General features: G+C 43.7%; 19 protein-coding genes. 11 read left to right on the forward strand and 8 right to left on the reverse strand.

Translation table 11 applies throughout. From position 1 onward, the window contains the following. The first annotated feature begins 201 nt into the window (after positions 1-201). The 4 genes from BMZ72_RS11035 to BMZ72_RS11050 are packed head-to-tail and all read left to right on the forward strand — an operon-like array spanning position 202 to position 2,981. A complete protein-coding gene (locus BMZ72_RS11035) occupies positions 202-1,182 on the forward strand; it encodes an AraC family transcriptional regulator (RefSeq protein ID WP_089808187.1) in 981 nt (326 codons plus the stop codon). 26 nt (positions 1,183-1,208) lie between these two features. After that, a complete protein-coding gene (locus tag BMZ72_RS11040; RefSeq protein ID WP_089808189.1) occupies positions 1,209-1,622 on the forward strand; it encodes a MauE/DoxX family redox-associated membrane protein in 414 nt (137 codons plus the stop codon). A gap of 9 nt (positions 1,623-1,631) precedes the next feature. After that, the gene (locus tag BMZ72_RS11045; RefSeq protein WP_089808191.1) at positions 1,632-2,663 is read left to right on the forward strand and encodes a hypothetical protein; all 1,032 of its coding nucleotides are present in this window, start codon (positions 1,632-1,634) and stop codon (positions 2,661-2,663) included. A gap of 36 nt (positions 2,664-2,699) precedes the next feature. Continuing rightward, positions 2,700-2,981: a hypothetical protein gene (locus tag BMZ72_RS11050; RefSeq protein WP_255373179.1), complete on the forward strand. Its 282-nt coding sequence runs from the start codon at positions 2,700-2,702 to the stop codon at positions 2,979-2,981. A 596-nt stretch (positions 2,982-3,577) separates the two neighbouring features. On the opposite strand, the gene BMZ72_RS11060 is transcribed toward BMZ72_RS11050, so the two are convergent. From BMZ72_RS11060 to BMZ72_RS11070, 3 genes are read right to left on the reverse strand one after another with little or no spacing between them, the layout of a single operon-like run. Beyond that, positions 3,578-4,969, reverse strand: a complete 1,392-nt coding sequence (locus BMZ72_RS11060; protein ID WP_089808195.1) for a TlpA family protein disulfide reductase — start codon at positions 4,967-4,969, stop codon at positions 3,578-3,580. Further along, entirely contained in the window at positions 4,966-6,321 is a 1,356-nt protein-coding gene (locus BMZ72_RS11065; protein WP_089808197.1) for a RagB/SusD family nutrient uptake outer membrane protein, read from the reverse strand. Before BMZ72_RS11065 ends, BMZ72_RS11060 begins: the two co-directional genes overlap by 4 nt. Before the next feature lie 19 nt (positions 6,322-6,340). After that, a complete protein-coding gene (locus BMZ72_RS11070; protein WP_089808199.1) occupies positions 6,341-9,865 on the reverse strand; it encodes a SusC/RagA family TonB-linked outer membrane protein in 3,525 nt (1,174 codons plus the stop codon). A 456-nt stretch (positions 9,866-10,321) separates the two neighbouring features. Between BMZ72_RS11070 and BMZ72_RS11075 the strand changes: the two genes are divergently transcribed. Together BMZ72_RS11075 and BMZ72_RS11080 are read left to right on the forward strand one after the other, a co-directional pair. Next, the gene (locus BMZ72_RS11075; protein WP_089808201.1) at positions 10,322-10,855 is read left to right on the forward strand and encodes a sigma-70 family RNA polymerase sigma factor; all 534 of its coding nucleotides are present in this window, start codon (positions 10,322-10,324) and stop codon (positions 10,853-10,855) included. 42 nt (positions 10,856-10,897) lie between these two features. Further along, complete coding sequence (locus tag BMZ72_RS11080) at positions 10,898-12,037, forward strand: FecR family protein (protein ID WP_089808203.1); 1,140 nt, start codon at positions 10,898-10,900, stop codon at positions 12,035-12,037. Between the two features lie 128 nt (positions 12,038-12,165). Here the strand turns inward: BMZ72_RS11080 and BMZ72_RS11085 are convergent, their stop codons facing one another. From BMZ72_RS11085 to BMZ72_RS11105, 5 genes are all read right to left on the reverse strand, one after another. After that, positions 12,166-12,378, reverse strand: coding sequence for a hypothetical protein (locus BMZ72_RS11085; RefSeq protein ID WP_089808205.1), 213 nt, complete (start codon positions 12,376-12,378; stop codon positions 12,166-12,168). A 73-nt stretch (positions 12,379-12,451) separates the two neighbouring features. After that, a complete protein-coding gene (locus BMZ72_RS11090) occupies positions 12,452-13,537 on the reverse strand; it encodes a sensor histidine kinase (RefSeq protein WP_089808207.1) in 1,086 nt (361 codons plus the stop codon). Positions 13,538-13,591: 54 nt separating this feature from the next. Then, a complete protein-coding gene (locus BMZ72_RS11095) occupies positions 13,592-14,152 on the reverse strand; it encodes a chemotaxis protein CheB (protein ID WP_089808210.1) in 561 nt (186 codons plus the stop codon). 24 nt (positions 14,153-14,176) lie between these two features. Continuing rightward, complete coding sequence (locus tag BMZ72_RS11100) at positions 14,177-14,998, reverse strand: CheR family methyltransferase (RefSeq protein ID WP_089808211.1); 822 nt, start codon at positions 14,996-14,998, stop codon at positions 14,177-14,179. A 15-nt stretch (positions 14,999-15,013) separates the two neighbouring features. Then, a complete protein-coding gene (locus BMZ72_RS11105; protein WP_177222755.1) occupies positions 15,014-18,436 on the reverse strand; it encodes a response regulator in 3,423 nt (1,140 codons plus the stop codon). Between the two features lie 429 nt (positions 18,437-18,865). Here BMZ72_RS11105 and BMZ72_RS11110 point away from each other — a divergent pair, with 429 nt between their 5' ends. From BMZ72_RS11110 to BMZ72_RS11130, 5 genes are all read left to right on the forward strand, one after another. Further along, positions 18,866-19,252, forward strand: a complete 387-nt coding sequence (locus BMZ72_RS11110) for a response regulator (RefSeq protein ID WP_089808215.1) — start codon at positions 18,866-18,868, stop codon at positions 19,250-19,252. 63 nt (positions 19,253-19,315) lie between these two features. Further along, on the forward strand, positions 19,316-20,443 hold the full coding sequence (locus BMZ72_RS11115) for a HEAT repeat domain-containing protein (RefSeq protein WP_089808217.1): 1,128 nt from the start codon (positions 19,316-19,318) through the stop codon (positions 20,441-20,443). 8 nt (positions 20,444-20,451) lie between these two features. Beyond that, positions 20,452-21,912, forward strand: coding sequence for a glycosyltransferase family 2 protein (locus BMZ72_RS11120; RefSeq protein WP_089808219.1), 1,461 nt, complete (start codon positions 20,452-20,454; stop codon positions 21,910-21,912). A gap of 26 nt (positions 21,913-21,938) precedes the next feature. Continuing rightward, positions 21,939-23,435: a glycosyltransferase family 2 protein gene (locus tag BMZ72_RS11125; RefSeq protein WP_089808221.1), complete on the forward strand. Its 1,497-nt coding sequence runs from the start codon at positions 21,939-21,941 to the stop codon at positions 23,433-23,435. A gap of 2 nt (positions 23,436-23,437) precedes the next feature. Beyond that, on the forward strand, positions 23,438-26,305 hold the full coding sequence (locus tag BMZ72_RS11130; RefSeq protein ID WP_089808223.1) for a tetratricopeptide repeat protein: 2,868 nt from the start codon (positions 23,438-23,440) through the stop codon (positions 26,303-26,305). Positions 26,306-26,321 lie beyond the last annotated feature (16 nt).

Below are 26,321 nucleotides of genomic sequence, written 5' to 3' on the forward strand. Positions count from 1 at the left end.
GTTAAAATTCAGTAAGCCGGAGCAAGATATAAAAATGATTTTGCAAGTGTATATTTCTGTGATAAGCGGGTTATCGTTTTGCAGTAAAAATTCTCTATATTCGTTCAGTGCCAGATCGTATATACCGTTAGCCAACATCTGAGCCCGTATTAATCCTTAACAAAACATCCCTGAGAACCGTTCACCATTAACACACAACACATGCCGTCTCTTATTGATATCCTGTTGCCCGAGAAGGTGAAAACCTCGCAGGTCATTCCACAGGAGTTTCAAGCATATGTCTATCCTTTCACCAAACCCATTTTCAGATCCACACCTGTATTTACCCGGATAGAACAGATCATTGCTATCCACGGTTGCCGTATTATGAATGTCACTACGCTTGTAGAAGAAGAAACGGTGATGCGGGTCCGTCGTAAAAATGATGCGCTGACCCTGCACATCATGTTACGCGGAACGGTTGCCTGGTCTGTACCGACGGAGGGTAAGATTTCATTATCCGCCGGCGAATACCGGTTGCTAAAAATGAATACAGGTCCGCATGAGATGCTACTTCCTGCGGGGCTGAGTGAATTTATCCAGATAGATATTCCACCTACATTAATTGCAGACATTGTTCCTGCATCCACACTGGTACGTTCCTTACTGACATCGCCGCTACCTTTTCAGTCTTCTGTTTGTCCACAGCCGATGGAACCGAAATTCAGGCAGCTGATAGACGATATCCGCCAAACGGTGGTAAGAGACGGGATTCAACAGCTGCGTTTATATGCGCAGCTGACGGAACTGATCACGGCGGCCATTGACAATCTGGAGAAAACTGCACTGCCGCCTTCCGGGAGTGAGGTACATGAACGCCTGATCTTTGATATCAAGGTGTATATCAACCGGCATCTGAGTAAGAAAATCACTCTGTCAGATATTGCTGCGGCTTTCTTCATCAGCGAGTCCAAGCTTAAAAAAGATTTTAAGAAATCCGAGCAACAGACAGTTCTCGCCTACCTCCAGGAACAGCGGATGCAACGTGCGATGCAGCTGTTACAATCTTCTGACAACAAGCTCGCTCATATTGCACAGGAAGTAGGCTACAGCAATCTTTCCAGTTTCACCCGCGAATTCAGAAAACATTTCGATTGTTCACCGAAGGTCGTCAGACTAAATATCCGAAACAGACACATATAACCTATTTAAACAAGCGTTAATCCGTTATGACACGTAAACTATTCATTGAGTTACCCGCAGTGTTATTGGTAGCACTCTTCACTTATGCCGCCATCAGTAAACTGATGCAGTATGATACATTCGAATATCAGCTGGGACAGTCACCCTTTGTAACCGGATATGCCGGTCTCCTTGCCTGGTCGTTACCTTCATTTGAGTTACTGATAGCCGCCCTGCTTGTTATTCCCGGCACCCGGCTGACAGGATTTTATCTCTCTTATGCGATGATGCTGGCATTCACGATCTATATCTATGCAATGTTGCATTACAGTTATTTCGTTCCCTGTTCCTGCGGCGGTATTCTATCGCAGATGAACTGGGACCAGCATTTCATCTTTAACATCGTATTTACCCTCATTGCGATGGCTGGCATTTTCTTCTTACCATTCAAAAAGAAATAATCACATTTTATGATCAAAAGACTATTTGCAGTATTACTGCTGACCCTATTGACTGGCGGTATTATGTTCTTCCTGGTGAGCAATTCCAGGAGACCCCTTGACACAAAACATGGTTTTAACCGGACTTTCAATAATAATAAAGTAAAGTTGCTGGCATCTGCTATTGTGCCTCATATGCTGTTTGTAGCGGGCAACAGCGATAGTGTTCTTTACTTCCATAGTGGCGACCCATCATTTATTACCTATGCGGATACAGGTCTGCATCAGCTGCAAACAATCCCTCTTCCGCTGGATAGTGTAAAAGCAGGATTGGCCAACGGATTCAGTGTCTATGTGCATTATCCGGATGCTTTTCTATATGCATACAATATGGCCAGTATTTTCAGATATAATATACCAGCGAAGAAACTTACCAGGATCAATACACCAGGGAATTATACCGGTGCAGTACAAATCAGCGATTCCAGCTTTATACTGAGATATTTCACAGGCAATGATACGGATCAATCTTTCTGTCGTCTGAACCTATATACATCGGCTTATCACACAGATGGTCTGTTTACAGATACAAACCTATCTTCCAGCGGCAATCTTTTATATGATGCACAAAACACGCAATGTATTTATGTAAGACAGTTCTGTAATAACATCCTGCTTTTTGATACGAGCTTACAAAAGCATGCACCTGCACATACGATTGACACTTTTACACAGTCCCATGGTGAATATATTAGTCATAATAAGACGGGCAGTGATGATATGTTATATAAGCCCAAAGGAGATCGTATGCTGATCAATTATCTGAGCCAGGTGTATGACGGGAAGTTATATGTGAATAGTCTGTTGAAAGCTGATAATGAAACAATGGCTACAGATCAGCGGGAGACGGTGATAGATGTGTATGATGCGGGGAGCGGGAAGTATCTGGAGAGTTTTTATGTACCGCTTGGAAATGTGAAGAGACTGAGTTCATTCAGGGTGGTTGGTAAGCGGTTAGTGGTGACTTATAAGGACAGGATTTCGGTGTATGAGTTACCCTGATGGGATCATATTTTTATTCATTCAACATAAGCAAACATGAAAAAAATGAAAATGGATTATCTGGCCGGGGTGTTATTATTGAGTGCATTGGGGGCGATCGCGAGTAGTAAAAAGACAACCCGGATTGATATCTGTTTAACAACTCCAACAACAGTTGGGCCTTCTATTAATTGGGAATGTCCTTTTTCTCCGGCAGTACAATGTTGTTACATTTCTGCGGGAAGTACTTCTCAATATGTTACTCAAACGCAACCTAGCGGAACGGTTTCTATCAGAAGGAGCCCGGTGCAGATGACGGTAATTTTTGGCCTCAAATAATAAGAACTTTGTCCATATTAGCGTATAAAAAAGTATACTACAAATATAGGACCTCATTATATGCTAATATGGACAAACATTAGACACTCCAACCAATACCCCAAAGCAACGTCCTTTCGTATCTTTACGAACGGGAATAGAGCACATATCAACCACATATCTTTATGAGATCCCATCACCAGTATTATTGAGAATGCCGGAATGGTATCAAATTATGTCTGATTGGATAAATCCAGCTGGATAATATTTTGTGAAATTTGAATGCGACTAAGTGCATTTTTAAAACATCATGGGGTAAAATGAAATACATTAAGCTGAATCCAACTTTAGCGGTTTTTCTATTTAGTGCGCTGGGCGCATATGCAACCAGTAGTAACACCAATAGACTTAACCTTTGTTCTACTGTGCCGACATCATCGGGAGTAAGTATTAACAATGAATGCCCTTACAGTGCATCAATACAATGTTGTTATATAGCTGCAGGCAGCTCGAGTCAATATGTAACACAGCTGCAGGGAGCCAATACTGTCACCATCAGAAGAAATCCGTCTTCCATGGTTACCATTTTCGGTCTTAAATCATTTTAGATGAACTTACTAGTCTTCCAATAACAATACATCGATATTCTTCTCATCTTCGCAAAGCTCAATACCAAATGCATGTAACGCACGCTTTAATGCCTGCACATCATTCATTTTAGCTGCAAGGTCTATATCTATCTTAGCATAAAGGTGACTTTCATCTATGATAATTGCAGACTCCAGACCCCGATAGGAAGCAGCTGTGCCGCCCTCATTAAACGATCTGATATGTTCCACTAATTTTGAAAATGGAACGTTCCTTAGTTTCAGATAGTAAATGTTACCCTCCTCGACCAGATCACCACCTTTAGTTTTCAGCATACTGCTATCACTTACATATAAGACGTAACACGCCAATCTCTTTTTCACGATCGTCCCCTTTACACCAAAATATCTATAGATATCTTCTTTCATCCTTTCCTGCAACATTCTCATTCCTTTATCCGGTACAATAAGATCATAACAATACAGATCAGTTGCAGTTGCCGGCGCCTGTGTATAATTTACCGTTAGCCTTTCCAAATTAGCCTTATTGCGGATATTAAAAAAAACTCTTGGTACCGGTACAAGTCGCTGCTCTCTCGGGTCAGGACTTAGCTCTCCAAATGCAAATCTCAGCATCGTACTCAATGGAAGGTTCCATATTCGCAACCTCCTTTCGTTATAAATCCCCAGGCAATCTATACCTGAACTGGGTGGATATTTCTTGTTATATCCCGACAACATAGAATAGGCAAGCATTCCCGTAATGGAATCATTTAACATCATCCTTTCAGCTATATCAGCTTCCTGATATGAAAACATTGCAGGATGTTTTACCTCTGTTATGCTATCTTTATTTACATCAAGATGAGATAAGTCCCTCCCGTCGATCAAAGCTTTTACATTATCCTCATTTAACGCTTCATGCCCTGTAGAGGCGATCACGGTTCCATTCCTGGAAATCCATACATAATGAGGAATATATTTATGGGGAAAGCTAAAATAAAGGCTATCATTCAATCCGGCCGGGCCATTAGTAGCGGTTAATAGTTTAAATCCCTGATATCGAATATTCTCGAACAATTTTTTAACTTTGGAAAGACTATCATAGGTAACAGTGACAATTTGCAGATCATCCGCAAATTTCTCTTGCAGACGTTGCAGTTTAGGGAACTGGGCCAGACAAGGCTGGCAAAAAATCGCCCAAAAATCAACTAATATAGCCTTCCCTTTAAAGTCTTTGAATGTCGCCTGGTCCTGTTCATGATTTAATACATTATATAACGTAAAATCAGGCACATGTTGTCCGGTTATAACCGGCCTCACATCAGAGGGGGTGTTTGCAAACGTCTCTGTATCCTGCGCTGAGACAGAAGAAATACCAAACATGGTCAATAGCGACAAACATTGCAAAACAAATTTCATCTTACATTTTGTTGTATCCCACTTGACACAATTTCTTCTTCAGGAATAGGGAAAACATATCTGGGACTATTAGGGAGTAATTCATATACGTTCCCGTTAATTTTTCGGGTAAGTTTTTTTGCAAAGCGGGCATCTTTATTCAGGCGTCTCAGGTCAAACCATCTAAGCCCCCTGAATATCAATTCCTTTCTTCGTTCATCCAGTATTTTTTTTAGCGCTACCTGAGCATCTCCCAATGCCAGATCTATATAGGTCCCTGACTTCCATCTTTTGCGGAGCAGGGTGTTCAGATCGGACATAGCTGCGGATATTTTTCCTTCTCTTGCATTACATTCCGCGCGTGTCAGTAAAACCTCAGGTACTGTGATGCCTCCAAATTGTACAAAAACATCGCCGGAATAAGTCCCTTTAAATAATATCTGACCAGCTAATCCTATTCTAAAAAAAAGGGACTTCCTTAAATCATTCTCCTCAAATTGTTTGTAAAGCGTTGTGTCAATATATGAACTGGTCATACTAAGCAATGCGAAAGGAGATAAAATACCATATAAGATTACATCCGAATTAAATTTCTCAAAGGGTAGATTTCCTTCATCCGATACAGTATTATAATCCAGTAATTCATTATAAATAGCCAACGAGCTATCCGCATATTTAATTGCATCTGCATAGTTACCCAATCCCAGATATATCCTTGACAGCAATGCATATGCCGACACCTTAGATGGACGCAATTTGTTCAAAGGCTCACGGGGAAGCAACGGAATTGCATCTTTTAAATCACTGAGAACTCTATCATAAGTTTCCTTCAAATTCGCACGCTGATAAATTTTCTTCACATCCGGACTTAATCTTAGTGGAATACCCAGATCGGAAACCGCCGTAGCACTATCGTAAGGTTTGCAGAATATCCCTGATAACAGATAAAAAGACATTCCGCGAACAAACAAGGCAGAACCTTGAAGGTTATTATATGCCGAACTCCCTACACCTTCGGAAATTTCACTCATTCCGTTCAGCACGAGATTGCAGAGATTTATGCGTATATAATTACCTGACCAGTCCGATATAAAATCATTAACAGGAAAAATATCATCTCCCCATATATACCCTTGCCTCATACCATTAAGGGGCAGTGCATTAAAACGCGCATCGGTTATATAATAATTATCGGCAGCAGCTTCTCCATATGCAGGAATGAAAGCATTGATAATATCACTATTATCCAGCAATGCCTGAAAATCGCCAATAGTTTGAGGTACGGTCTTGGATTGATCCGGTTTCGTATCGAGTTTTTTGGTACACCCTAATAACACAAACAGTACTGATATGTACAACAAATGCTTCGGCATAGCTCAAAGGATTAATGCGTTATAATTCAAATTTACATCCGAAAGAAAATGATCTGGGCACACGTTCGATCATTATAAAATCTGGATCTATCTTATATTTATTTGCACGCCAGAGAATTCCAATATTATTAGCATAGACATATACCTGAAAACCACTTGCTCCGATTTTACGCAAAAAAGAAGGACTCATAGCATAACTCACCCGCAGGTCTTGCAAGCGTATATGGTCACCTTTGTTTGCAAGAGGCTCAGAATACTGATAAAATTCTTCCCTATTCCGGTCCTGTGGGTAAGTCATAGAAGGTATGTTTGTATGTAATTCATCTCCCGGTTTCTGCCAACGGCTCAGATAATCTATATGTCCCCGCCAGGCATTATACAGGTTTTCATATGAGATGGAAGATCTCCTGAAATAGTATCTCATTTTGAATGCGATATTCGCTGATAATGTAAATGACTTATATGATATGGTATTACGTAGTGCTCCAAATATAGTGGGGCGGGCAGGACCATGATACTTTATATCATTCAGATTAACAGCGGATATTATTTTATCATACTCCTTACTTACTTTACCATCGATATAACCTAAAGGATCACCGTTTTCTGCGTCCAATCCTGCAAACCTGAAGCTATAAAGTCCATATACAGGCTTTCCTATAGTAGGATATAACATTGACGTTGTCCCATCTGCGCTTCCTACAATCCCCCTGAAGTTTGGAGATATTTTATATTCAACGATCTGGTCCCAATTGTAGCTAAACAAAAAATCTGTTGTCCAGCCAACTTTTCTATTAACATTGATAGATGTCAGCATCACATCCACTCCTCCACCGCTCATATTTGCCGAATTACTTTTATAGCCATAGGTACCTGTCTGTGGCGCCGCCAGCTGGTTGCCAATGAGGTCTGTTCCTCTTTTTCTGTAATACTCAATACTTCCCCTCAAAATGTGATTCGCTATTTCAAAATCAACCCCTGCATTGAGCATTGCAGATTTTTCCCACCTTAAATCAGGGTTGGGCTGATTTTCGATACCTGCTGTCGGTTGCCCCGCACCATTTACGCCTGAATTAGAAATTACAAGCTTACCTGTTAAAGACGGATCATAGTTTCCATGGATACCATAAGTTGTTCTTAATCTCAATACAGGAAATAAATCCCAATGATAAAAACGTTCCTCGTCAAGATTCCATGCCGCCCCCACAGACCATAGTGGTACTCCTCTCTGATTGGTATTGACCCCCCAAATATTACTCTGATCAAGCCTTGCACTACCTGAAAAGATATACTTTCCGTCAAGTGTATAAGCTGCATTCCCATAGTAAGAAATAAATTCATTATTATATCTCCTTAAAGGTCCTATTCCGGGGATATATCCTGCCTCTCCCAGATACATATAGCTGTCATAATATCTTGAATAATCCAATGTGGTAGCATATGTACCCCTTTCCTTATTATAGCCTACATAAGTATGTGTTCCCTCTTCTGTAATGCTCTCCCTCTGCTCGACACCAGCAAGCGCTGTAATGAAATGACGTCTCCCAAACTCCCGATTAAAATTCAACTGTCCTCTATAACTATTACTTGTGATTTCTCCGTTTGTTTCTATCATCATACCACCCAAAGGCAAGGGGTGGTTAACATTTCCATTTTCAATCTGCGTAAAAAGATTAATAGCGCTACGGGTCGCATACGTTTCGATGCCATTGTATTCTTTAATTCTTGATAACTGCTTCTCAAACTGATACCTGATCTCCGCGTCCAGCCCTTTTATAATATGTATCTTCAACCCTGGATTCAGCCGAATATGATACTGCCGCGTAGTATTATCCGCGAACTTCAACTCATCCAATGGCCTATACGTCCAATCCAATAACCCTTCATCATGCAGGTTACTAATAAAACTATATCGGAAATCTTTTGGCAAATCCAATGCATTTCCATTGGCATCCGCCAATTGTGCATAAGGATAATATACAAGCTTTCCACCGCCAGGATAGATTTGGCTACTTATTCCATTATCACTTTTATTCATCGTAAACGAAATGCCCGTCGACAACTCCGCCCTGTTCCAAAAATTAAACGTACTATAATTATTCAACGTAAACCTGTCCGATGCAGCCCCCACCCTGCTACTCAAATTCCTGTCATATCCCACGGACAACATATACGCACTCCTATCCCCACCAGAACTGATATTCACCGCATATTGCTGATTCACACTATTCCTGTACATATACTTCTCATAATCCTTTCTGATATCCAGGTTTCTGTACTTATTAATAGCGGCATCTGCTTCTGCAGCTGATATTAGTCCGCTCCGCTTTTTATCCAGTAATTCCACTACCGGTGAAATAACAGGATACGTGAAAGTATTGGACAGATCATCATCATAAAAACCCTTATCAAAAAGAAATTGCTCTACAGCTATAAATTCATTTGCAGGCAGGAAAGCACGGTTATAATAAAGATCAGGCTTCGCACCGACAGTAATATTCATATTGGCTTCCACTTTAAACGGCTGATGCAGTTTACCTCTTTTTGTTGTGATCACAATTACACCATTCCCTGAAAAAGCACCCCAGATAGATGCTGCAGCTGCATCTTTTAATACAGTGATATTCTCCACGTCATTCGGATTGAGCAGGTTAATATCACCTGTATAGGGAAAATTATCTACTACTATTAAAGGCTGTGCATTTGCGAGGATGGTGCTTCTGCCACGTACAGAAATATAGGCTTCATTGGAATAGGGAGGAATGTTTTTATTGGGGAATAACACACCGCTGGCAATACCTTCCAGACGTTCAAGTACAGTAGCACCTACTCTGCGATTGAACAACTGATTATTGATCTGTACAAAAGAACCCGTTGCTCTTTCCTGCGGTATCTTCTGATAACCATTACTTCTTACGGCAACCGCAGCGAGATCAGTGATCATGGGTTGCAATATGACATTGGTTGATACACCTGATTTCATTCTGATCTCCTGTGACTTAAATCCTGTGTAGCTCACACGGATCAGTGTATCACTGGTATTGGTATCGAAGAAGAAAAGACCTTTTTCATTTGTTCTTGTAATGGCAGCACCGGTAGTTGCTACGCTGATACTGGCGCCTTCCAGCGGCGTACCGTCAGACATGCTGATGATACCTCTGGCAGTATATACCGGTTCCTTTATTTCTTTTTTATCAGACTTAATATCCTTATTGCCTTTAAAGATGAAGAGCTTACCAGCCTTCATTTTCCAGGCATATCCTTTCTCAGGTAATATCTTTTCCAGCACCTGTTGCAACGGTACATTATCCACATGCACGGTTACTTTAAGTTGCCCATTAACAATCTGATTATCGTAGAAAACAATGTATCCTGTCTGTTGCGAAATGATATGGAAAAAATCAGCGAGTTGGATGTTGTCATATTGCAGGGATACTCTCTGCTGGCTGCTTTGTTCCTGTGACTGTACAGGATGAATAGGGAATATAAATAAAACAAAGACCCCGAGGCTGTATAAAATACAGTCCCAACAACGGTGATACATAATTATCAGAAATTAGAGTGGTCAATAAAATCGTTTACTCCACAATTGCACTGGCCTGATCTGATGAAACTTTACATGGTAACAGTGTGTTCAAGTAGTATTGTGACATTTTATCCAAAAAAGCTTTAGCGGAAAAAATTTTCTTTTTTTTGCAAACCATAAATCCAATCCATGTGTTTTACCGTATATGTACTCAGTGCCATAACAATCTCAATAAAAGACATCCACGATTACTAGCTTTACCCAAAGAATTAAAAGACAAGCATTTACAAGACTGTAGCATTGTTAACGTACTTACATCAGGATCGCATTTACAAATCATTAACATGAGTACCCATAAGTTAATTTCAAAATAACATCTATGTGTTTAGTACTTTCGCCCCGCTTTTTAAACAGCAAAATCAGCATCCAACGGGGATTCAGCATCACATTCGTAAATAGTAAAGGGGTTATATAATGCGTCATGCGAATACTAACGATCTGCAAACGGCAGACGATAATGTCACATACGAGGCTATATTCCAGAACCATGCAAAAGCTCTCTGGGCTGAAGCTTACAGGCTACTGAAAGATAGCCAGGAAGCCAAAGACATGGTACAGGACCTGATTATTGAAATATGGGAAAAACGTTCGCTTGCAAACGTACAAACCAATATAAGGTCCTACCTGTTCCAATCTCTTCGTTACAAATGCTACAGGCATATAAAAACGAAAGACACCGAAGAGCATAAGAAAAATGCATGGTCATTTTTCCAGGACTTTGTCACCAAAGCAGAAAGCAGCCTGGAAAGAGAAGAACTTAAACGTTCCATCTCAGCAGCAATTAAAACATTGCCGCTGCAGTCCTCCAATATCTTTACACAGGTATATATTGAAGGAAAAAAAAGAAAGGAAGTAGCCCTCGATATGGGGCTCTCCATTAATACCGTGAACGTACACATTCATACCGCCTGCAAAAAATTACAGGAGAAACTGAAAAAAATCCTGTAAGTACTAAAGCTTTATTACTGGTATTGTCACATTGAGAAGTACATGCGCGAAAGAAATGACATACACGAGTTATTATTGCTTAAGCTTACAGGCAGCCTGAATGCTGAAGACGAAGCAGAAGTGGACGCTCTCATCAAAAAAGATGCTGAAGTAGCCGCTACCTGGAAAGATCTTCAGCAGTTCTTCCTGAAGGACGAGCAGCGCAGGAAAGATTTTGAAACAATGTCCGCCGCCGAAATTATGGAAGGCGTTATGGAAAGAAGGGCGTATTACAAAACCCCTCGCTTCCCATTCAAAAAGCTACTCATCGCAGCCGCCCTCGTCGGAGCCGGCGCATTCGGAATATACCAATTCACAAAAACCAACCATAACTCTAAAGTCCTGGCTGACAGTCGTAAGCAGATTCCGCCGAAAAGTGTCTACCTTGAACTCGAAAATGGTGAGATCTTCGATCTCTCCCGCAATGAGCAGCACTATAGCATTGAAGAAGGAAACGTGACACTCAACACCAGTCATAATACGCTGACCTTCATTGCGGACAGAAACAACAGCGGACTAAATAAACTGGTAGTACCTCCCGGCAAAGATTATTCCATCAGACTTGCAGACGGCACAGAAATTCGTATGAATGCAGGAAGCACCCTGCAATTCCCTTTCGGATTCAATGGCCGGACCCGCGAGATCACTCTCACTGGAGAAGCTTACGTGAAAGTAGCCACAGCAGCAGAACAGCCGTTTACAGTACACACGCCTGCAACCACCATACAGGTGCTTGGTACAGAATTTAATGTAAATACCTATAATGCGGACAAAGCAGCTGTGTCCCTTGTACAAGGCGCCGTAAAAGTGCTGGCCGGTAAGCAGGAAGTAGTACTCAAACCAGGCATAGAAGCAGAATATACTACTCAAAAAGGCATCAATACGCGTCCATTTGATAAAAACAACGTACTTTCATGGCTCGAAGGGAAATATACGTTCAACAAAACACCTCTCAAAGACATCATTCCCATACTCGAGAGGTGGTATGATGTGAAGATCGTACCTGACAATCCCGCCGTTGCAGAAAAGACCATTAATGGACAAATCGACAAGTCCGAAGGAATAGGTTCATTCCTGGAGACGCTGGAGATCATCCGAAGTGCAGAATACTACTACAAAAATGATACTATACATATTAAATAGTAACTCCCGGTAAAATACGGGGCAGATACTATAAACTTCGTTTACGAACAATGCAAAATGAAATACCGGTACTTTATTCCTTTAGTGCCGGTTTTTTTTATGCCCTATCGTAAACGAATCTATATCAATCAATAAGCTGGTCGCTTTCTCTTGGTTTTCTTTTCAGGATTTTCCAGTCGTTCGTCCAGTTGCTCATCTGTCATCTCCCACTCAGCTTCGTCAGCGGCGGATTCAGTTTCATCAAATGCACCTCCCGAACCGGTATGTAATATCTCTTCTTCATTACCGGTTGCAGACTTCTGCTCATTGTCCCTGTCTGAATATAAATAAAACTCTGTCATACACATATTGAATGGGCTATTCCTATCATTCAACTATTAATTTATGCTTTTTTTTCGTTACCTGAGCGCTTTTTTATCGGCGCCACTGAAAATGGAAGCTACTGCCATCGCCTAACCTGGAGTCTACCCAAACCTTTCCTCCCTGGGTTTCAACCAGTAATTTCAGGATGTTGAGCCCGATACCAGTGCCTTTGTCGTCCTCATTATCCACTTTTTCAAAGAGCTTAAAAATGCGCTCATTGTCCTTTTCCTCTATGCCCGGACCGTTATCCTTAACGTAAAATTCATAGAAATCCCCATCCGGTTTACCCCCGATCGTAATCTCCGCCTTCTCTTTGTCGTTGTACTTAATCGCATTACTCAACAGATTCTGAAAGACCTGCTGTAATTTCTGGCGACTGGTATGGATCACCGGCATCTCGTCCACGATGGATATCTCCACCTTCGCCGGAGGAAACAGCAGCTTTATCAGCTGTTGTAACAGCTCATTGACCTCCACATCCTCCTCCTTGTGCCGGAACTGATGCTCCCGGCTGTAATCCAGTATAGCCGTGATCATGTCCGCCAGCTGGGTAGTAGCATTGATCGCCAGGTCCGTATATTCCGACAGGAAAGTTGACTTAATAATTTCCTCTTCTTCCTTCATCAGGAGCAATAGGCCGGCAATTCCTGATAATGGCGATTTCAGGTCATGCGCCACCACATGCATAAAACGCTCCAGCTGACCATTGATCAGCTCCTTGTCTTTTAATGCCTGCCTTAATTCATGTTGATAAAAGTAGAGTCGCTCGAAGACGTCGACTTTGGCACGGGTCACATTGATATCTAAAGGCTTGGACAGGTAATCCACCGCCCCCTTCTCAAATCCCTTCAGCACATAATATTCATCTTTATTGATCGCTGTTACGAAAATGATCGAAATATCGCGGGTTTTCGGATTCGCTTTTAATAACCGTGCTACTTCAAAACCATCCATGTCGGGCATCTGCACGTCCAGCATGATCAACCCTATATCTTCGTTCTTCAATACCTGCCTCAGTGCGTCATTCCCCGATGTAGCCTGCAAAAAAGTCCTGTTATCAGCAAGCAGCATCTGTTCCAGAGACAGCAGGTTTTCCATCCGGTCATCCACCAGCAGAATAGTAAATTTCTTAGTCATCCTTCTAAATTCTTTTAACGGCTATTTTGATCGTATATACGACGATTTATACATTTACGTTTCACCAATTATAAATTTCTTAATATCTTCTATTCCCAGGGGGATCACTCCCGGACACATGTCAATCGCTGCCTGCGGCATCGCCTCAAAAGAGGCTGTACGCGGGTCCTGTACCAGGCCAGTCCCTCCTGCCGCCATAATCTGACAAAGTCCCTCCGCGCCATCCTTATTCGCGCCGCTCAGCAAGATACCTAAAGTCCTTGCACCATATACCTCAGCAATACTACTAAACGTCACGTCAATGGACGGGCGACTATAATTCACCAATTCGGAATAATCCAGCATAAAGGTCCTTTCTGCTTCTACCATCAGATGGTAATTCTGCGGCGCCAGGTAGATACAATGCTCCCGCACGGGCTCTTTATCTTCCGGTTCAACGATCTTTCTCCTGGTAGACAATAAACGCCCCATTTCACTCTGCACATTCCGGAGACGATGTAATACAATCACGACCGGAGGCGCCAGCTGGTGAGGCAAGGCATCAAGGATCTCCGTCAGCACTAACAGGCTGCCCGCCGACCCTCCAATGACTATGACGTCAAATCTGTTGTTCATACACGGTAATAATCTTATAGTCTGCTATTCTTTACGCCGGTATATCTTATGCTGGGCATGTACCACCTCAAATTTCCGGTGAATATCCGCGAAGCGCATCGTTTCCTTAATACCCATCGCCAGATATCCCCGGGGTGATAAACTGTCATAAAACAACTGTAAGACGCTGTTTTGCAGTTCCCGGTTGAAATAAATAAATACATTCCGGCAGCAGATCAGCTGAAACTCGTTGAATACTTTATCTGTCACCAGATTGTGCTGGAAGAATACAATATGCTCCCTTAGTTCTTTTTTGATCAGCACATTATCATATCTGGCGGTGTAATAATTAGAAAAGTCTGCCAGTCCACCGGACTGAATGTAGTTCTGCGTAAAGTCTTTCATATTGTCCAGTGGCAGAATGCCTGTGACAGCTTTTTCCAGGTTAGCCGGATTCAGATCCGTTGCGTAGATCTTCGTACGGCTTAGCAGTCCGGCTTCCTGCAAGAGGATGGCCATGGAAAATACCTCCTCCCCGGTAGAACAACCCGCATGCCATATTTTGATATTGGGATAGGCTGCCAGTTTTGGCAATACCTGTTCACGCAATGTACGGTAGAACTGGGGGTCCCTGAACATTTCCGTCACATTCACAGTGATATACTGTACCAGCCTGGAAAAGAATTCCTGGTCATTAACTAATCTGTGCTTCAGTTCAAAAACGGAACTTAGCCGCATATGCCCCATAAAACGGAGCAAACGCCGTTTTATGGAAGCCTGTGCATAGCCGGTGAAATCATACCCGTATTGTAACCTGACAATGTTAATGATATCCAGGAAATCTGCATTTAAGATTTCCTCTTTCATAACAAACAATAAGATTTACACCATCCACACACGCATGAGTGATAAAAGTTTACTGCTATCGATCGGTTTGGCGATATAGTCGGAGGCGCCTGCTGCGATACATTTTTCCCGGTCGCCCGCCATTGCCTTGGCCGTAAGGGCGATTACCGGCAATGACTTATAACGACCATTTGCCCTGATCCTGCGCATCGCTTCATAGCCATCCATTTCAGGCATCATAATGTCCATGAGCACCAGTCGTATGTCATTGTGCTCTTCCAGCCGTTCGAGTGCTTCCTTACCGTCTGCCGCTGTGATGACGTCAATTCCCTGTTCACCCAGAAGGGCGCTTAGAGAAAAAACATTACGCATGTCGTCATCTGCCAGCAGTATTTTCTGCCCCGACAATGTGCTTTCTGATGCTAACAGCTCCGCTTTCAGCTGAGGGGTCGTCTCCTGCAATTTGTACAGGAACAGCTCCAGTTCATCCATTAGCCTGTCCGTCGAAAACGTAGAATTTCTTACAATAGCTGCTGCTTCCTTCTTCAGTTGCAGTTCATCTGCTTCTGAAATATCATGATCAAGATAAACAATGATAGGCATTCCTTTGTTGGTGGCCAGCTGCCTGAGCTTGTGCAATTTATTCAGACCGTCCGTTATATTGGTTCCGGCGTCCAGTATCAATGCATCATAATTCTTCTCCACTAATTCTTTGCCTGCTGCCTCCAGATCACTTACCCGATGATACCGCGTCTGCAACTGCCGCTCGTCACTCATTGACTGTAAGGACGGGTGATGCAGTAATACGCCATCTGATACCACCAGCACCTTTTTAAACCGGGCCTGTAAACGGTCACTGATACCTGTGAATACTGACTCTATATCTGTCACCTGCAACGGCTTCTGCGTATAACCTTCTACTTTGTCTCTTACCTGTAAGGAAACCTCACCGGCTGATATCACATGGACCATTATATGTTGCAGGTCTTCGTTACTCTTCAGGATCTTCAGAATGCTGTTACCATCTATCAGCGGCAGGGTCATATCCAGTAATATGGCCGCCGGCAGATATTTACGGGCAAAGAATAATCCATCATTTCCGTTCAAAGCGACAATCGTCTTGTATCCTTTTTCTCTCGCAAAATCCCGCAGGATCGTCGCAAAACTGATATCATCTTCTATGATCAGCACCAGCTTGTCCTGCTTACTCAGTTTGTCTCTGTCATCTTCTACCTGTGGCGCCTCTGTAACCGGCGGTGGTGTTACCGTCACCGGTATCGGCGCCGGGGCTTCCTTTACAAGGGTTGGTGGCGGAAGAATGGGCGTCTCAACTGGCTGCTGTACGGGCACGATTCCGTCCATCCGCAATACAACCGTGAAAGTACTACCTTGTCCTTCCTTACTTTCCAGTCTTATCTCTCCTCCCAGTCTTTTCATCAGTTCTTTACTGATGGAAAGTCCCAGACCGGTACCGCCGTATTTACGGCTGGTAGACCCGTCTGCCTGACGGAAGGCTTCAAAGATCAGCTGCTGTTTATCCACCGGAATACCGGCACCGGTATCGCTTACTGCTATATGTACACCATCAACAGCAGCCGTAAGACGCAATTGTATGTTACCGTTCTTAGGCGTAAACTTAAACGAATTGGATAACAGGTTTTTGATCACCTGCTCCAGACGCTGCCGGTCCGTCTGAATCGTTGCAGGCACACCGGCGGCTATTTCTGCAGAGAAATGTATCCCCTTTTCATCTGCCACCACCCTGAACAATTGCTCCAGGTCACCCACCATGGCGCTGACAGATACCGGTTCAATCTGCATTTCCACTTTGCCGGCTTCTATCTTTGAAAGGTCAAGAATATCATTGATCAGTTTCAGGAGGTCTGAACCGGATTTGTGGATAATACCGGCATAATCCACCTGCTTGCTACTCAGATTACGGTCTTTATTCTCTTCCAGTAACCGTGCCAGTATCAACACACTGTTCAGTGGTGTACGCAGTTCATGCGACATATTCGCCAGGAACTCCGATTTATACCGGCTGCTCTGTTCCAGTTCTTCCGCTTTCAGGGAAAGCTCCTGCCGTGCAATTTCCAGGGCTTTGTTTTGTACCGTCATCTCATCGTTGATCTGACGCAGTTCTTCTTCCTGCACACGGAGCTCTTCTTCAGAAGCCTGTAATATTTCCGACTGACGGGTCAGTTCCTCGTTGGATTGTCTCAGTTCCTCCTGCTGGGTTTCCAGGATCTCTTTCTGCTCCTGTACCCGCTCCAGCAGTTCCAGTATGCTGGCTCTTGCTTCTGCTGCATTGATCGCGACGGAGATGGCATTTGAGATGGTCTTCAGCAGTTCCAGCGTACCCGGATAGATCTCTCCGAAAGTCACCAGCTCCATCACCCCCATCAGTTCCTCATTGTGCCACAGGGGCAGGCAGATAATAGCGCCTGGTTGCGCACTACCACCACTTGTTTCAATATTCCAATAGGTAGCAGGGACACGTTCTATAATAGTAATATCCTTTTTAGTAGCGGCATGACCGGTCACTCCTTCTCCTAAAACATACTCTTTTTTAACTTTTACCGGTAAAGCAATACCAGCACACAGTTTCAATGTCGTTTCAGTCTTATCAAACCTGTAAAACGCACCAGCAGGTACCTTGAGATATTTGACCATTACTTCAAGACAACGGGTGGCGAGCACACGCGTTTCCATTTCGCCACTCAGACTCTCATTGATATGCGCTACCCCAGTCAGTAACCAGTTTTGCTCGCCCGCCTGCTGGTTCAGGTCTTCCACATCCTTGAGCCGTCTGCGTAGCTCCTGCTGGATCTTCATCCTGCCGGAGAGCTCCCGGAAAGACACGATCATCAGACTTGCAGCGATCAGCAGTATGATGACCGTATTCGCGATCAGCATATTGATCGCCCTGCCTACAGATGCTTCATTGGAGCTCGTTCTGGTAATTAACAGGGCCCGCTCTTCAACAATAATTTCTGTTATCTGATTATGTACAGTATCCAGTAGCGGCCTTTCGTCCTGCGTGATCTTAAGCGGATTTGCAAATACATTCACAGAATCCCTACGCAGATCCTGCCAGTAATTTAAGAGTGCTATAACACTATTCTCGAGCTTGCCGGCCCTCCTGTATTGTGGTGCATTGTCAGCTACCATCTTCCGGAGGTCCTGAGCTACCGGCAATACCTTCGGACCGGTCTGAAGATAAGGCAGTAAAAATCTGCTGACATGCGTAGTACGGTAAGCCGCGCCTGCCGATTCTATCTCGTAAATGTATCTGTTGAGACGTTGTGCACTTGTAATGACCTCATAGGAGTGTTCCACCCACTTCCCTTCTGTCCGCTGATGTGTAAAAGTGACGTAAGAAAAAATACCTCCGACGGTCACGCAAATAAGGGCAAGGGCAAAACCTATATACAAGCGAAGTTTTAAGGTATTTTTCATATCAAGTAAGCGTACAAATAGGATTATGACAATACGACCTGACAAATATAGGGAATAGTCGCTGCCCATTATACTACACCTTATGTGTCATATATATTTCTCAGGTTAATATGGTTATCTTTAAACAGAGGCACGTAACTTTGTACTGCATACACAACACAACTGATACATCCGACACCTGCAATAGGTTATGTTTTTTTTCAATATAAATAAATAGATTATTTTTTCGTTCCGGCAATCCCTGGACGGTGTTTTCCAGTATATATAGGGATTAAGCCATTAAGACTTTTTTGAAAGGAATACTTCCCTGTAAATGACAGATTACAGCAGATACTTTTCAGCTACTTAATATTTGACACTTTAATACCTTTGAACAATGCTGAAGGGACAACATCTCACAGCTGCTTCTTTTATACAAAAAGCCAATTTATGAGTACCAGAATTCTGCTCGTAGAAGACGATGAAGTAATGCCTAAAATCATGGAAAGGATACTTCATAAGGAAGAATATAAGATAGAACATGTGACAAACGGAAAAGAAGCATTCCAGCGGCTGGAAGACAACAATTACGATTATGATCTGATCATTACCGATATCATGATGCCATACGCCAATGGTTTTGAGATCCTGAGTAAAGTAAAAACAAGAAAGGACGCCAAACCAATTCCTGTAATAATTGTTTCAAATGCAGGGAATGAAGAGATGATCCTGGAGGGTTTCAAGCTGGGCGCAGATGACTTTCTTAAAAAGCCGGTTATTCCCGGCGAACTACTGATCCGTGTAAAAAGACTACTGATACAATACGCCGCTAAATAAAGCGCGCACTCATTCATTGTTTACTCTCCTTTGTGAAACCTTTGACCAATTGACCAGTCCTATATGGAATACAGCCTTTATGACTTCAGGGGTGCATCCCTGAACATTCAGATTGCTATTATATTTATTTTTATCGCGGTAACATGTACCGTGATAGCTTACCTGTCCATTCTTACAGGCAGGTACCGCGCCTATAGACGGGAAAAGAAACTCGCCAGTCTGCACCCTGTCATTGATGACCTCCTCATGGAGCATATACTGCTCAATGACGAGCTGGCCAGCAATGTACCAGCCGACCAGGTAATCCTGCCGGTGGAAGTGTTCCGGTTGCCTGTGTTTGAGAAGAGATGGGCACGTGAGGCACTCATCGCCAGACTGATAGAATACCGTAATAATGTAAGAGGCTCCATGGGTGAACAGCTCAGGAACCTGTATATTCAGCTGGAACTGGACAAGGACTCTCTCAGAAAGATGAAGTCCCGCAAATGGGATAAAAAAGTACAGGCACTGGCCGAACTCAGTAATATGAATATGTCCATTGCGGACGTAACCATCCTTCCGCTGACCAATAGCCGTAACCGTGAGTTACGCGCTGCCGCCCGCCATGCTTATATCAAGCTCAGTAAAAACGAACCGTTCAAGTTCTTCGACGTGGTAACCGAACCACTGCTCATGTGGGACCAGGTAGAACTTTTCAAGATCATTTCCACTACCGAACATATTGCCATTCCCAACTTTGCACAATGGATCACCTACTCTTCCAATAAAAGCATCGTATCCTTCTGTCTGAAACTGGTCGTACACTACAACCAGGTCAGCGCCGTACCGGCTGTCGTAAGACTGCTCGATACAAAAGATCACTACCTGCGTGCAGATGCGATCAATTGTCTTGGTAAACTGAAGATTGAAGATGTGGAGGAAAAGCTTCTGCATATGTACAATAGCCAGCCATTGAACTGCCGGCTGGAGATACTCAAAGCCATTGGTCGTATCAACAGCGGACGTAATGTGGATTTCCTCCGCCAGGAATTCCTGCATGCGACAGACTTTGATGTGCGTAAGCACGCTGCCAAATCACTGATCAAAAATCAGTGGGCGGCAAAAGGTCTTATCCAGGAACTGATAGATACCGCTACCGCAGAGAATAAACTGATCCTGAAACATAGCATGAACCCGTTAATTAAATTCTAATCATCGAGATGGAGCAGAATATCTGGGAAACGATAGGGAGATTTTATGAAAGCACTGTTTTTATTTACGGTAGCATATTGCTGATCACCTACGCATTGCTGGCAGTGTTCTCGATGATATCCGTGCGCGCCTACGCAAGGAAGGATAAGTTCAATCAGGAAAATATCCTCCTCAGCTCTCCCCTTGCGCCCGGCATTACCGTACTGGCGCCTGCCTTCAATGAAGGCCTTACCATCATCTTCAACGTGCGCTCGCTCCTGACACTTAACTATCCCCTGTATGAAATCATTATCGTCAATGACGGTAGTACTGATAACAGCCTGGAGCAGATGATCGATGAGTTTGAACTGGTGCCCGTCGACTTCGCCTACAACGCCAAAATACAAACCAAGCCCGTCAGAAAGATCTATAAATCCACCAATCCGGCCTATGCCAAACTGATGGTCATAGACAAAGTAAATGGTAAAAGTAAGGCCGATGCCGTAAATGCTGGTATCAATGCAGCACTCTACAATCACTTTGTATGTACTGATGTGGATTGTATCCTGGATAAAAATACCCTGCTGGAACTGATCAAACCGGTGATGCAGGAAGAAAAGAAACGTGTGATCGCTACCGGCGCTACCCTGCGTATTGCCAATTCCTGCGAATTTGATCAGGGGGTAATGACCCGTATGCGCCCTCCCAGTCAGTTATTGCCCCGCTTCCAGGAAGTAGAATATATCCGTGCTTTTGTACTGGGTAAAATGGGCTGGAGCCTGCTGAACTGTGTACCGAATGTATCCGGTGGATTAGGCCTTTTTGACAAGGAAATTGCTATCCGCTCCGGTGGATATGACCATAGTTCCTTTGGAGAAGATATGGAGCTGATGACCCGTATGTGCCGTTATGCAAAGGATAACAAGATCGATTACGCCATCCGTTATATACCGAAAACGCTCTGCTGGACAGAAGCGCCTGCTTCCGTAAAGATCTTCAACCGTCAGCGTACGCGCTGGGCCAGAGGTCTTGCACAGCTGATGTATGCGCACTTCGGTATGTTCTTCAATCCCCGCTACGGAAAAATGGGACTGATCATTTTCCCGTACAACTTCTTCTTTGAACTGCTGGCGCCGATCATAGAATTTACCGGTATCATTTATTATATCGTCATGGCATGTCTGGGCCTGATCAACTGGCCTACGGCATTGCTGCTGCTCGTGTTTGTATATACCTATTCCGTAATGATCACTACAATAGCGATCCTCTGGGATCAGCTCACCTTCAGGTATTATAAAACCTGGAAAGAGGTGGCTTTGCTTTGTACGACACCATTTCTGGAATTCTTTCTCTATCATCCGCTGATCGTAATATTCGCCCTGCGCGGCTACTATTACTTCCTCACGGGTAAAAAGAGTACCTGGGGCAATATGCAGCGACGCGGCTTCCAGACGACACAAAAGGCAGCAGCTACGGTCACTGCCAAATAATCATAATAAAACCCAAGGAAGATACTGTGGAACTGTTTAGAAATTTTTACGAAGGCTTTGTATTTGTGTATGGCTGTACGATGCTGTTCATGTATGCACTACTGGCCATTCTGTCGCTCCGGGGCATCATCCGGTTCCAGCGAAAGAACAGTTACGTGGATTATAATAAAATGCTCCAGTCTCCCCTGGCGCCCGGCATATCCATCATCGCTCCGGCCTTTAATGAAGGCGTAACGATCATCTCCAACGTGCGCTCCCTGCTCACACTGAACTATCCCCGGTTTGAAGTGATCATCGTCAATGACGGAAGCACAGATGATACGCTTACAAAACTGATCAATGAGTTTCAGTTACAGGAAGTGGATTTTGCCTATAATGAACGTATCAAATCCCAGCCCGTAAAGCGCCTGTTTAAATCCACCAATACCGCTTACGATAAACTGGTTGTCATCGATAAAGTAAACGGTAAGAGTAAAGCCGATGCGTCCAATGCCGGCATCAATGCCGCTGCTTACGACTACTTCCTGTGTACAGACGTAGATTGTATCATTGAAAAAGATACCCTGCTGCGCATGATAAAACCATTCATGGATGAGGAACATAATAAGATCCAGGAGATCGGTGAACCTTGTCCGGAATGTGGATATATACACGTTAAGGAAGACAGCGTACGTGTGATTGCCACCGGCGCCACACTACGTATCGCCAACTCCTGTGAGATCGACGAAGGAGTGATCACCCGTGTACGTCCACCGGAAAAATGGCTCCCGCGCTTCCAGGAAATGGAATACCTGCGTGCTTATGTACTGGGTAAAATGGGATGGAGCGTAATCAACTGTGTACCCAACGTATCAGGTGGTCTGGGACTGTTTGATAAAGAAATTGCGATCAAGGCAGGTGGTTATGACAGTAAATCCTTCGCGGAAGATATGGACATCGTAACGCGTATGTGTACCTATATGATCGACAACAAACTAAAATACGCGATCCGCTATATTCCCACTACACAATGCTGGACAGAAGGGCCGCCTAATATGAAAGTATTCAGTCGTCAGCGTACCCGCTGGGGACGTGGTCTGGCAGAGATCATCACCATCCACCGTAAGGTGATCTTCAATCCGCGTTACCGTAAACTCGGACTGATCGTACTGCCTTATAACCTCTTCTTTGAATTCCTTGCGCCGATCATTGAATTCACCGGTATCCTCTATTATATCTACCAGATCATCACTGGTAATATCAACTGGCATAATGCACTGATCTTACTGCTCTTCGTATATCTCTATTCTGTGATGATCACGACGCTGGCAGTATTATGGGACCAGATCACCTACAAACATTATAAAACCTGGAGAGAAGTGATAGGGCTTGCCTCAATGGCATTTATCGAACCTTTCGTTTACCATCCATTGATCGTATTCTTCGCACTCCGTGGCTATTTCAACTTTATCACCGGTAAAAAACATACCTGGGGAAATATGCAACGTCAGGGATTCGGACAGAAGAAACCAGCAAACACTTAAACATGATGTCTCTTTTCAAATATATACTATCCGGAACGGTACTCTGTCTTTCCTTACAGGTACAGGCACAGATCTTCAGCAAGGGAAAAGACGCCGATGAACTATACAATGAAGCAGTAAAGGAAACGAAACTGAATCATTATCAGAAAGCGATCCAGCTATCCAGAGAAGCGCTGGAGAAAAGACCTGATTTTGTAGATCAGCAGTTGTTACTCGGCAGACTATACATGCTGACGGGTAATGCAGACCTCGCGAGAAAATATGTGAAACAGGTGCTGGCCAAAGACCCGATGTATAAAGATGCATACCTGTATGCCGTCAATATTGAACTGGGTGCAAAGAAATATGAAGAGGCCGAATGTTATGTGGATGAAGGACTCTATCATTATCCGTCTGACAAAGAACTGATGCTGAAAAAGCTGGGGATACTGGATGCGGCAGAGCGCTTCTTCCAGGGCGGTGTTTATGCAAATAACCTGCTGGATAAATATGCAGGTGATACAACCGTACAACGCGCCTATACCGGGCATTACCTGTTGGCGGGACATTATTACCAGCAGCGGAACAACCAGCTCTTATCACAGGAGAACTATGAAAGAGCCCTGATGCTGGACCCTGACAATGAAGAAGCCAAAGCAGCCATCAATAGCATGTATGTAAGAAGTGGCAGCTATACCAAAGCGATTGAGCAGGTAAATGCAGCCCTGGCAGCCAACCCGGGTTCCTATGACCTGATGATGCGTAAACTGGGATTACTTCAGGATATGCATGACTATGCGGGCGCTATCGATCAGCTGCAACAGATACTAAAACGCTGGCCAGCTGATGCAAAAGCACGTAGTACCGAAACAGCTTTACGTATGGAAGCTGCTGCCTGGTATTCCAATACAGACCCTTTCCTGTTATATGCAGGTATCGCAGAAAAGAATCCCGGGAACAGGGAAGCGCTGGATAAGGTGATCGGTATGAGTATGTCCCGTGGCGCTTACCGGGAGGCACTGGCCTGGATCAACCGCGGACTGAAAACCAATCCGAATGACCAGCGCCTGTTATCGCTTAAACTGGATGTACTGGAAAGCGATCGTAAATTCACAGAAGCAGCCCTTCTGGCCGAGAGATTACGTTATAACAGTGCAGGTTCAGCCGATCAGAGAAGTCGTTATACCAGCCTTAAAATAGCCAGTGGACGTGATTATCTGTCACAGCAGCAATATGACCTGGCATTGGCCGAATTTGATAAAGCCCTGCAGACCGATCCCCGTGATACAACTGCCATGGATCTGATGGCCAATACCTATATCAATCAGAAAGATCATATACACGCACTGGAAGTATTAGACAAAGCACTGGCGGTTTATCCCAATAACAGCAGGTTCCTGCTGAAAAAGTCAAGCGTACTCTCAGAAACAGGTCAATATGATGAAGCAGCTGATATCGCTGCCCAACTCTTAAATCAGCATCCCCAGGATGCTAAATACAGCGCCAATCTGGTAGACCTGCGCCTGACAGCTGGCCGTAAACTGATGCAGGCAGAAGAGTACGATATGGCAGCCGGTGAATTCAGGGCCGTACTGGCACAATCGCCTAACAATATTGAAGCACTCAATTACCTGATCAACCTGGAAACAGCGGTTGGACAGTCCGACAGCGCACTTGTCTATGCAGATCAGGCTTTACAATATTATCCGGATAATAAGGACCTGTTACTAAAGAAAGCAGGTATTCTGACCGATATGCAGCGGTACAGCGAAGCAAATGCTATTTCCTATCAGCTGATGCAACGCTATCCTTTCACGATTAAATATCGTACTGCTTATACCGACGGACTCATTGCAGAAGGCAATACCTATCAGCGGAATAATGCACCGGATAGTGCACTGGCTTTATACAGACAGGTACTCAACATCAACAGAAAAGATTCTCTCGCATTACAATACAGCATCAATCTGCTGAATGGTAAACAATCATATGACAGTGCACTGGCCTATGCGAACCAGGGTATCCGTTATTACCCAAACAATGAGTCGTTCATACAAAAGAGAGCCGTTACGCTGGAGAACAAAAAAATGTATACAGAAGCGGCATTAGCAGCAGATTCAGTTGTAAAACTGAATGGCAATCCTGTCAATGTGGATTATGCAGATTATCTGCACAGCAAAACAATGAAGAACCAGTTTGGGATGTTCTTCCTGCATTCCAGCTACGACTACCAGGATACAAAGTATAACATCGCCACGCTGGAATACCGTCATTTCTTCAAACGTGGTTCTTATGCCGCACGTCTGAACTATGCCGGCCGTCAGCAGGGAACAGGCTTACAGGGAGAAGCGGAATTATATTATACGCATAATCCGAAACTGTATTCTTATGCACTGGCGACCTATTCAAACGAGGTGGTATTCCCAAGAACAAGATTGGCCTATTCGATCTTCAAAACGTTTAAACATGATATTGAAGGCGAACTGGGTGTGCGTTATCTGAATGCGGACAGTTCCAACAGTATTTCCGGCGTTGCTTCCATCGCGAAGACCTGGAAGGATTTCTGGGTGAATTTCAGGGCTTATTTCATCAGCGACTCTCCGGAATTCTATACTTCCTATAACCTGACCACGCGTTATTATATGAACCGTCAGCAGGATTATATCTCATTCACAGCGGGTCTTGGTACTTCTCCGGATGACCGCAGCCGTCTGATACAATTCCCTAAACTGGCAGGATTGTTGACCCGTAGTGTGGGAGCAGGTTACCAGAAAACATTTAAATACCGTACTACCGCAGGCATATTCGGTACATGGATCAACCAGAAAGTGACCAATACCGATTTTCAGAACCAGTACGACATCTATATAACCCTGCAACGTAAATTCTAATCACTTTATTCATGTT

The sequence above is a fragment of the Chitinophaga sp. YR627 genome (genome assembly GCF_900114995.1).
Classification (GTDB): domain Bacteria; phylum Bacteroidota; class Bacteroidia; order Chitinophagales; family Chitinophagaceae; genus Chitinophaga.

Bases quoted from the DNA above. Each gene is read 5' to 3' on its own strand.
- BMZ72_RS11035 (WP_089808187.1), top strand. From the start codon at position 202: ATGCCGTCTCTTATTGATATCCTGTTGCCCGAGAAGGTGAAAACCTCG.
- BMZ72_RS11060 (WP_089808195.1), bottom strand. From the start codon at position 4,969: ATGAAATTTGTTTTGCAATGTTTGTCGCTATTGACCATGTTTGGTATT.
- BMZ72_RS11120 (WP_089808219.1), top strand. From the start codon at position 20,452: ATGGAGCAGAATATCTGGGAAACGATAGGGAGATTTTATGAAAGCACT.
- BMZ72_RS11090 (WP_089808207.1), bottom strand. From the start codon at position 13,537: ATGACTAAGAAATTTACTATTCTGCTGGTGGATGACCGGATGGAAAAC.
- BMZ72_RS11115 (WP_089808217.1), top strand. From the start codon at position 19,316: ATGGAATACAGCCTTTATGACTTCAGGGGTGCATCCCTGAACATTCAG.
- BMZ72_RS11050 (WP_255373179.1), top strand. From the start codon at position 2,700: ATGAAAAAAATGAAAATGGATTATCTGGCCGGGGTGTTATTATTGAGT.
- BMZ72_RS11040 (WP_089808189.1), top strand. From the start codon at position 1,209: ATGACACGTAAACTATTCATTGAGTTACCCGCAGTGTTATTGGTAGCA.
- BMZ72_RS11045 (WP_089808191.1), top strand. From the start codon at position 1,632: ATGATCAAAAGACTATTTGCAGTATTACTGCTGACCCTATTGACTGGC.
- BMZ72_RS11130 (WP_089808223.1), top strand. From the start codon at position 23,438: ATGATGTCTCTTTTCAAATATATACTATCCGGAACGGTACTCTGTCTT.
- BMZ72_RS11105 (WP_177222755.1), bottom strand. From the start codon at position 18,436: ATGAAAAATACCTTAAAACTTCGCTTGTATATAGGTTTTGCCCTTGCC.
- BMZ72_RS11110 (WP_089808215.1), top strand. From the start codon at position 18,866: ATGAGTACCAGAATTCTGCTCGTAGAAGACGATGAAGTAATGCCTAAA.
- BMZ72_RS11085 (WP_089808205.1), bottom strand. From the start codon at position 12,378: ATGACAGAGTTTTATTTATATTCAGACAGGGACAATGAGCAGAAGTCT.
- BMZ72_RS11095 (WP_089808210.1), bottom strand. From the start codon at position 14,152: ATGAACAACAGATTTGACGTCATAGTCATTGGAGGGTCGGCGGGCAGC.
- BMZ72_RS11070 (WP_089808199.1), bottom strand. From the start codon at position 9,865: ATGTATCACCGTTGTTGGGACTGTATTTTATACAGCCTCGGGGTCTTT.
- BMZ72_RS11075 (WP_089808201.1), top strand. From the start codon at position 10,322: ATGCGTCATGCGAATACTAACGATCTGCAAACGGCAGACGATAATGTC.
- BMZ72_RS11080 (WP_089808203.1), top strand. From the start codon at position 10,898: ATGCGCGAAAGAAATGACATACACGAGTTATTATTGCTTAAGCTTACA.
- BMZ72_RS11065 (WP_089808197.1), bottom strand. From the start codon at position 6,321: ATGCCGAAGCATTTGTTGTACATATCAGTACTGTTTGTGTTATTAGGG.
- BMZ72_RS11100 (WP_089808211.1), bottom strand. From the start codon at position 14,998: ATGAAAGAGGAAATCTTAAATGCAGATTTCCTGGATATCATTAACATT.